This is a genomic window from Limnoraphis robusta CS-951 (genome assembly GCF_000972705.2).
Map to the genome: position 1 here is coordinate 1 of NZ_LATL02000281.1, position 9269 is coordinate 9269.

Consider the following 9269-nt stretch of genomic DNA (forward strand, 5'->3'; position numbering starts at 1 on the left):
TGAGTTACCCCTTGATATTAGAGAGTGGACTTGTCCTCACTGCGGTACTCGTCACGACCGTGATGGCAATGCAGCAAAAAATATCAGAGCGGAAGGTATCAGAATAATACAGACGGATGGAACAGCCGTTTCTGCTAATGGAGGGGGAGTAAGACCAAAGTTGGGACGCAAGTCCGTTCTAAGGCATTCCCCCGCGATATTAGAAGCCGACACTATAATCGCTTCGATTTAGTGTCGGTAGTTCACTGTTCAAAGACCCAGATTCATCTTCGAGGTCATTTTATGCAAAATAACAAACTCTATCAACAGGGTTTAACAAAAGCCCGTCAAGGAAACTATAGAGGCGCATTAGACGATTTAACTGAGGTACTCAATCGTCATCCTAATTATGCTATTGCCTACAACAATCGCGCCCTACTCTACTACCATTTAAAAGACTACAAAAAGGCTATCAAAGATTTAGATTACGCTCTGCAAATCAATCCTAAATTGTCAGAAGCTTACCTGCATCGAGGAAATGCTTGGCGTCATCTAGGAAACTACAAAAAAGCCATTAAAGACTTAAAAATTGCCTTAAAATTTAACCCCACCAGTGATGCGATTTACAACAACTTAGGGTTAGCGATCGCTCAAAGTGGAGATTGCGAAGAATCCTTCAAATACTATAACAAAGCCCTACTGTTTAATCCCAAAAACTACAAGACCTATTATAACCGAGGTCGATCTTTTTATATTGCAGGTAAAAAACAAGAAGCCATTCAAGACTTTAACCGATCCATAGAACTTGCTCCCCAATACACAAAAGCCTATATTAATCGAGGTCTTTGTTATCATCAAATTGGAGAACATCAGCAAGCCATTGAAGACTACAACACCGCTTTAAAAATAGACTCTTATAACGTTTACGCCTACTATAATCGAGGTTGTGTATACTACAGCTTGAAAGAAATGAGAGCCGCTATCGATGATTTTGATCAGGCTTTACAAATCGATCCCAGCTATATCAAAGCCTATCTCAATCGAGGGCTAGCCCGTTACAAATCTGGCGATCAAGTCGGAGCCAATAAAGACTTTTATCACGTCATGTGTGTCAATGCTGATGCCTATGTTTACTATCAAGCACAGCGAGGAACCCCGAATAATGAAACTTATTCTCGAAAAGCCCCTCAAGTTGAACTCAATCAAGGAGGAGAATACTTTTACACCACCTTTTTAGAAGGATTATGGGATGAAGTAGATCTCAATTATCGAGACTCAACCATTTGTGAAGCTGAATTTCTCGATGATTAATCTCAACTCTACAATTGGGTTCGGGGGAAGTCATCGCTTCCCCTATTTTATGACTGTTTTCTATAAGCTTAACGGCGTTCCAAAAACCTGAGTCCAGTAGTGATTCCAGTTTTCACTTCCGGTATCATTTTCCAGGAAATAATAACCGACACCAATTTCGGTAAAATCAGGATTGAGTAAATTTTCTCGATGTCCTGGACTATTAATCCATCCCTCAACAACCGCTTCAGGCGTTTGATAACCCGCCCCAATATTCTCTCCGGCTCTAGAATAATCATAACCCACATTCAAAACGCGATCGCCAATATCAGAACCATCCAGTCCTTGATGACTAAAGAAATCCTGTAACGCCATATTTTCGCTGTGATTTTCCGCCGCTATTACCAATTGAGAATTGGGACTCAAAGCCGATAAACCATTCTCAGCCCGAAAATCATTCGTTAATTCCACGACTCGATTAATCAAATTCTCAGGAAGATCAGCAGGCTGAGAAATACTGGCAACCTCAGCGTTGATAAAATCGTCTAGCGTAATAGCAGAAGGTTGAATTCCATCAAGCAAGGCAATAATTTCGCCAGTCGCCACCACGCTAATTTCAGTTTGATTTGAGCCATTACTTTGAACTCGAATTTCCCCAATCCCATCAGGAAGTTGCATCAAATCAATACCGTCTTGAAAGTCCGTAATAAAATCAGTACCCTCACCATTTTCTCGCAATCCAAAAAGATCCGTTCCCGAGCCACCCGTTAACGTATCTGCCCCAAAATCGCCGTAAAGCGTATCATTTCCACTTCCGCCAGAGAGAATATCATTTTCTCGACCCCCAAATAAACTATCATCCCCTTCACCACCGATGAGCGTATCTTCACCAAAATTTCCAAACAAAAGATCATTACCCGCCTGTCCATCTAGATTATCATTCTCTTTCCCGCCAAATATCGTATCATTTCCATTTCCCCCCAAGACCAAATCATCATCTTGATTCACAATAATTAATTCAGAATCCACAGAACCCTCAACCGTATCTTCACCACCCAGAGTTAAAACGCCGAGTGGAAAACTTGTTAATTGACCCGGAAAAAGCGTAATCAATTCAGAGGAATTGTCCCCCATCCACAAACCTAATTCAGTATCCGGTACCAAAACCATGATTCTACTCCGATTTTTATCCGTATTTTCCTAAACAATCACCGTAAACCTTAGAAGCAGCGTTAATCGATAAATTTAGGCTACCCTCAATTTTTCTTTTTCAAAGCTTACCGTTCAAATTCAGGAAAAATAAACAAAACTTTACCTGTATTGTGTCACTTTTTCAACTGTCTACAATTTTTCACAAGTTATCTTCCGTAAAACTACAGATTTCATGTGAAGCTTCAACAAGTATCACGGCTAAGTTTAAGGTACCCTGAGAAAATTTTAGACTGTTAGTATAAAAGAATATTACTGGCTTAACAGGCTGCTTGTCTATTGATGTTCACCCTCTCCTTGCTAACCCCTACCCCAAATCATCACCATGAATTATCCCATCAAGTCAATTTCTCGATTCGGTGAAATTAAAGCCACACTCAACCAACCTACTCTCTATATTTTTGAAGGAAAACAGGGACAACATTTAACCCTTGGAGTGTCTGATGGTACTTCCAGAGCGAAACTTTTAACCCCTTCAGGTCAAGGATTAACGACTCTTTATTCCGGTGAGTGGAAAGGTGTTTTACCGGAATCTGGGATTTATCGTGTATTAGTTTATCCGCAACAGGAATCAACTCACTCGGCGATTAAAGTAGATTTGAGTCAGAATTTGAGTGGTAATTCTTCCCATCATCAATTCACCGACTGGCGGTTATCAGAGTATGCCTATAAAGGAAGCCGTAGTGCTGAAATTGGCACAAATCAGAGTGAAATTCAGATGGAGATCAATCTTTTTTCACAACAAATTCAACCCCTAAAAATTACCTGTAAAAGCGGTCAAATTCTCACCGTTAAAGCCAATACGGTCAGCCTCGCGATTCAATCTCCAACGGGTCAATTGTTGGATTTAAAAGAAGGGTTTGTTTTGACTTCTATCACCCAAGATGGTGTTTATAAAGTCTTGGTTATTGGTGAAGATTATCCGGTAACAACTCCGATAACGGTAAAGTTGCAGTAAATAAAACCGAGATTTTTTTGATGGAAAAACTCACCACGCTCGACACAAAGACACGAAGATTTTCTCTTGGTGTTCTCTGTGTCTTTATGTTTTTTTATCTCTCCTTTTTAGGAGTTCTAAGTTTCATTTTTTGTGATATAATTCTCAACAGGATGCTGTCCATAAAAGGGTAACGCTTCTGACCAGTGAGGAGAGTTTCCTTGTTGAAAGTTTAGATTTGCTAATTCTAATAAACTAATTGCTGAGTCTCCTAAACCGCCTGAGACTTTAACTAATTTATAGGGATTTTTCCAAGTTTCTAACGTAGTTTGCCAAGTTTCCAGCGACATCACAGTATCCGGTAAACATTCAATTAAATTCTCTTGTTTCCCATAAATCGCCACAAAAAATTGACCGCGTTGGGCTTGCATTTGGAGGGCTAAATTATCAGATAATATAGAATCTTTCTGAAAAGTTTGCCAAGCTATCGCGGCGAGAGTGGAAATAGAAAATAACGGAATCTCTAACTGTTGGGCTAATATTCTTGCTGTCACCACACCCATGCGAGTTCCCGTGAAACTACCTGGCCCTTTAGCCACTGCAATAAATTTCAAGTCTGACCAAGTTTGAGGTTGAATAAACTCCGCCAAATATTGATGCAATTGCACCGATAAATCTCGCCCCAAGTTCCACGTTTGAGAACGAATTTCTCCAGAAAAGTTACTGACAGCTAACCCAAGTTCAGGGCTACTCGTATGAAGGGCTAAACCATATTCTTTGCTATCAAACTGCATTATAACTTTCCACTGTTAATAGATAGATTTGACAAAAATCAATAATTTCCTTTGGAGTAAAACATCGGCATAGCAATGAAAATTCCGGCTAAAATAATCCCAAAAATGCCTTGCGTTTCCTCCTTTATATCCAACAAACCAAATAACAGAAATAAAGTGGCTATTGTACCAAACAAAACACCCGTTTCAATTTCACTGGTTTGAGAAACTCGACTTTTGACCTGGATAAAACCAAAAGCAATAACCCACGCCATTAAAGGCGAAAAGATAATTACATTTGAACTAAAAATAAAGGCAATCATTGAACCCATCAAAACATCGATCCAAAACCCTTTTCGTTGAATCGTGTTCATCCAGAACTTTCGAGAACCCACTTGAGAGACTTGTAAGTAAATCGGATGGGTTTGCAGTCTAATCAATTGATTTTTAAGTTGAGTTTTGCGATCAATCACTAACAGTTTTTTCCACTCAGGAACACTGCTATTTTTAACTCGTCCAAGTAACTTGACTTGACGCACATTCTCGAGTTGCAGTTGAGTGAGTTCATAACTAATGATCTTAGCTAAATAACCATAATTAACCCTAGTCTCTTTTTGGCGATTAATCACAACCGTAAGTTGATGTTTTTTCACCCAACTGACTTGAACTTTAATCGGATAAGAACTCAAGGCATCTTGTAACGTGACTTGAACTTTTTCGGCTTGAGATTGAGTTATATTTAGAGATGTTTTGACGGGTTTTTGGGGTAAATCCTTTAACGCTGGAATAACCTTTTTATCCCCTTGATTTAAAGAATTTGACTCCATTTCAGGAGTGATTTTTAACCCCGGAAACGCATCGATATAAGTCGGAGGAGGATTGAGTTGTCGCAAAACCGCAGCCGCAGAATGATAGCGTCGGCTTGTCGCCCCTTGCAACATTTTATCTAAAATATTTCCCAGTTCATCACTCACAGGTGTTTTCAGATAATCTCGCCAAGCCCAAGTTCCTTCTTGACTATCAAATAAATCAAAGGGCGGAACTTCCGTTAACAGATGAATACAAGTCACGCCTAAACTATAAATATCACTGGCAAATACCGCTTTCCCCATCAATTGTTCCGGGGCTGTATAAGCAGCACTCCCGATCATTGTTCCCGTTTTGGGAAGCATCCCACCCGTCATTAATTTAGCCGCCCCAAAATCAACTAAAACCAGATTTCCTGCCGTTTCTGATAGGGCGCGACGACGAATAATATTTTCGGGTTTGAGATCACGATGTACAATTTTATGACTATGAATAAACTCTAAAACTGGGAGTAAATCCTTTAATAATTGTCGAATTTTATCTTCATTCAAAGCCCCTTTCTCAAACAATTCTTGGGCTAAGTTTTTCCCTTCGATAAATTCTTGTACTAAATATTGATAGCCCTCTTGTTCGATATAACCTAACCATTGAGGAATTTGAGGATGTTGTCCTAAATGCTTAAGTTGTTTCGCTTCTTGCTGAAATAACTCCGCCGCTTTTTTTCCATTCATTCCTTGAGGAAAAAACTGCTTAATCGCACACCGAGGTTGAAGAGGTTGAGACTCATGTACCGCCAAAAAAGTACGACCAAAGCCCCCTTCTCCAATCAATTGAATCCCTCGATAATGGGCAATTTCGGTCGTTTCATCCGGGGATTTCAATACCAAAACAGAACCGCAATTCTGACACAATTCGGCATCGTTAGGATTCTGCGGGCGAGTGCAATTGGGATTAAAGCAATGACTCATTGGAATAGTGAATGCACAAAAGCATGGATTTTAAATTGAAAATATCGATAGAAAGAACAGGAGGGAACAGACAGGAGACAAAAGGATAGAGAATCGGAAATTCAGAAAGATTTGAGTCTGGGAATTGCAGGAAAATTGAGCCCTCTTGCTATGATGTTTCCTCGTTTTTCTCCATCCTTTGATTCCAGTCCGGCATTTATTATTAGGTCGGAATCAATTCACCGGGGCGCAACTTTGCCCATTTGCCCATTTCTTCCTTAAAACTCTGACAACCCACAACATCCCATTCCATCTCGATCTCGTTGTCTCGGGAACGAATGTTAACATTGATTGTCGGTTCAATCGGGTCAAATGTAGGATCTTCGGTGAGGTGACGTTCCTGATGCTGTGTTTCTACGGCGTGGTAGGTGAAACAGCGATCAACATAGTGACAATTGACACAAATACACATTTTTAAATACCCTCTGTGCATTTCAGCAGACTGAAATAAATTGACAGTCCTTTATTAGCTAATGTAGCTTAGTTGACACTCCCCAGCCTAAAAGCGTGAGGATTCTTCATTCTACGACCCAACTTGCTCTGACAGGATTGCTCCCACATGAGTAGAGGTCGAATCTCCTGAAGCTTTCGGATCTAAGATCCAAGTTCCCGTATGCCCTACGGTACTCAAGGCTATTTTCAGAATATTGATGGCAGCCTTCCAGTCTCTATCTAAAACAAACCCACATTCACAAACATGAGTTCTTGTTGATAGAGATTTCTTGACTATCGCACCACAATTAGAGCATTCTTGAGAGGTATAAGCAGGATTGACTGCAACAGTTATCCTGCCAAACTTCACCCCGAAATACTCCAACCATTTTCTGAATTGATACCAACCTGCATCATTAATAGACTTGGCGAGACAATGATTTTTCACTAAGTTGTTAATTCTCAAATCTTCATAGGCTACCAAATCGTGATTATTGGATTACGCATTGCCTGATCAATCGCTGTGTATTGAGTTGTTTTCCCTTTAGCCTTAAATTCTAAAACGAGCATTTTACGTGGGAAACATCTAGGCAAGACATGATAACATAAAAGCTGTCCTAGAAGGACGGGGCTTTCAACCCATTTTTTCGGTAAGATTGACTAGCCAAAGAAATAGGTTGATTTTTGTTGCAATGTCAAAACCGTTTAACTCAATTTGGTCTACAGACACCTGGCCGTTTGACCGAGAATGGCTACCCCAACCCGCTTATTTAGTGGGAGGTGCAGTCCGAGATCAACTGCTTGGCCGCAAAGCCGAATACTTAGATTTAGATTTTGTCTTACTGGAAGAAGCAATTACAACTGCAAAGAATATAGCTAATTATTATAAAGCCGGATTTGTCTTATTGGATGCAGAACGTCAAATCGCCCGAGTGGTTTTTCCCCAAGCAACCGTCGATTTTGCACAAGCTGAGGGGAGCAGTCTATCACAAGATTTACAACGACGGGATTTTACCATCAATGCGATCGCCTATAACCCCTTTACCCAAGACCTGATCGATCCCCACCAAGGCCAAACCGACCTGAAACAACGACTGATCCGCATGATTTCCCCTGAAAACCTCCGCGATGATCCGTTGCGACTCCTACGGGGCTACCGTCAAGCTGCACAACTGGGGTTTCAACTCGAACCTCAAACCCAAGCCACTATCCGTCAACTCGCCCCGTTTTTAACTCAAGTCGCCGTCGAACGAGTCCAAACTGAGTTGGGATATTTATTAAATGTCTCTGGGAAGGCTTTGTGGATCAAGCAAGCCATAGAAGACGGTTTGTTGTCGAGTTTCTTTCCAAACGCCTGTCAACATTTTGAGCGACTGCTAGAAATTGATCCGGCGGCTGAGAGGTTGAACCAACAATCACCGACATTAACACTCCGATTATCTCATCCGATCCGCGATACCCTCAAAACTTCGTTACTCGCCTTAGCCAAACTCACCTGTTTACTGAGTCCTGATCCCGCCGTCGCCGAAGTTGAGTTAACCCAGTTAAAATACAGCAAAACCGAAATTAGGGCGGCGATCGCTTTGATCAAAGGTTTGTCTTCATTGCAGCAAACATCTCCCCCGCAAATCTCTCTCAGACAGCAGTATTTTCTCTTCCAAGAAGTCGGAACGCTATTTCCCGCCTTAGCTGTCCAAGCTGTTGCTTGGGGACTGTCTATTGAAAGTCTATCGCCTCTCATTGAACGTTTCTTGAACCCTGATGATCCGGTGGCTCATCCTCAGTTGTTGATCACAGGGAACGAGTTGATGGCTGGATTAAATTTGTCTCCGAGTCCGAAAATCGGTCAACTGCTGATGAAGATTCAACTGGCACAGGTTGAAGGTCAAATTTCGACTGCCGAGCAAGCCTTGAAATTCGCCGCCCAAAGCCTCGAACACGGTGAGTAATCAGGATTAAACGCTTCTTCTTGTGCGACAACTTAGACGGGTGCATAGAGTTTCTCGACAGTCATCTGGCTCTCAGTTGTGTTTGGAGTTGCTTTGAGTCAAATCGGTTTAACTGTTTAGGAGTGTTGGTGATGATGAGTCGATGGACTTGGATGGAGTGCATTATTTGGGTTGGTGCGATCGCTGCGATTTCGTCAGTTTCGCACGCTCAGTCAAATTTTTTCGTCGAAGATCAGTCTCAAGTGCGTTCTGTTCGCACCCCTTTGTTGCTTGCTTCGAGCGACTGCGATCAAGTCGATCAAGAACCTTTCCCTTTTGGCTTGATCAATATTAAACAAAAATCTGCTGCTGAGTCTTTGTGTTATTTCTTTGGCCCTCGTAACTCCCAAGGGATGCAAAAAACACAGCCGCCTCTGAGTTTGACAGTACGGTTAATTCGCTAAGAAGTAGCCAATAGGTTTCCGGGGGAGATAGTTCACACTCACCCGTGAGCGTAGGGGCGGGTTCTCCATTGTTTTATCTCTCTAAGCGATCACTGATATAAACCCGCCCTTCACTGTTATCAGTCTTGTCGGGGTAATTCATCAATTACCCCTACCCGTTATCGGTTTTTTGACTGTCCCCTATCCTATCTTAACGGGGGGACTGGGGGGCTATAGCACTGCCCCCATAATCTTTGATTTGGGGGTAGGTACATGGACACCCCAGGTAAAAAGCGAGGCATTCGACCTGTCCGCTTTTTACCAAAAATTGCCGCACACGCCCCTACCTTCAGGTATGGGGATATAAGGCTCTTTCTAATGCTATAATAACTCTACTGGCAGGGTATTCAACCAGTTGAAAAACCCAGCATCTAATCGATGCAATTAACCTTGAAAACTTAAGG

General features: G+C 41.6%; 9 protein-coding genes and 1 pseudogene. 5 read left to right on the forward strand and 5 right to left on the reverse strand.

All coding sequences use genetic code 11. The features are described from left to right. The coding region (locus WN50_RS23810; RefSeq protein WP_049560989.1) for a zinc ribbon domain-containing protein at positions 1-232 on the forward strand (232 nt) is incomplete at its 5' end. A 50-nt stretch (positions 233-282) separates the two neighbouring features. Beyond that, positions 283-1290 (forward strand): tetratricopeptide repeat protein, encoded by a 1008-nt coding sequence (locus WN50_RS23815; protein ID WP_046282121.1) that lies wholly within the window; start codon positions 283-285, stop codon positions 1288-1290. Between the two features lie 60 nt (positions 1291-1350). Here WN50_RS23815 and WN50_RS37000 read toward each other — a convergent pair whose 3' ends face one another. Further along, entirely contained in the window at positions 1351-2439 is a 1089-nt protein-coding gene (locus WN50_RS37000) for a CAP domain-containing protein (protein WP_046282120.1), read from the reverse strand. A gap of 364 nt (positions 2440-2803) precedes the next feature. On the opposite strand from WN50_RS37000, the gene WN50_RS23825 reads away from it, so the two are divergent. Then, the gene (locus WN50_RS23825) at positions 2804-3436 is read left to right on the forward strand and encodes a hypothetical protein (RefSeq protein ID WP_046282119.1); all 633 of its coding nucleotides are present in this window, start codon (positions 2804-2806) and stop codon (positions 3434-3436) included. A gap of 116 nt (positions 3437-3552) precedes the next feature. On the opposite strand, the gene tsaB is transcribed toward WN50_RS23825, so the two are convergent. The 4 genes and pseudogenes from tsaB to WN50_RS23845 form a co-directional block, all read right to left on the reverse strand. Next, on the reverse strand, positions 3553-4209 hold the full coding sequence (gene tsaB, locus WN50_RS23830; RefSeq protein WP_046282118.1) for a tRNA (adenosine(37)-N6)-threonylcarbamoyltransferase complex dimerization subunit type 1 TsaB: 657 nt from the start codon (positions 4207-4209) through the stop codon (positions 3553-3555). Between the two features lie 38 nt (positions 4210-4247). Continuing rightward, positions 4248-5963: a serine/threonine-protein kinase gene (locus tag WN50_RS23835; protein WP_046282117.1), complete on the reverse strand. Its 1716-nt coding sequence runs from the start codon at positions 5961-5963 to the stop codon at positions 4248-4250. Positions 5964-6165: 202 nt separating this feature from the next. Next, positions 6166-6414, reverse strand: coding sequence for a Ycf34 family protein (locus tag WN50_RS23840; protein ID WP_046282116.1), 249 nt, complete (start codon positions 6412-6414; stop codon positions 6166-6168). 111 nt (positions 6415-6525) lie between these two features. Further along, positions 6526-6949, reverse strand: a pseudogene (locus tag WN50_RS23845) (RNA-guided endonuclease InsQ/TnpB family protein); the annotation flags it as partial. Between the two features lie 177 nt (positions 6950-7126). Here WN50_RS23845 and WN50_RS23850 point away from each other — a divergent pair. Beyond that, a complete protein-coding gene (locus tag WN50_RS23850) occupies positions 7127-8383 on the forward strand; it encodes a tRNA nucleotidyltransferase/poly(A) polymerase-related protein (protein ID WP_046281759.1) in 1257 nt (418 codons plus the stop codon). 131 nt (positions 8384-8514) lie between these two features. After that, entirely contained in the window at positions 8515-8826 is a 312-nt protein-coding gene (locus WN50_RS23855) for a hypothetical protein (RefSeq protein WP_152964917.1), read from the forward strand. Positions 8827-9269: the final 443 nt, after the last annotated feature.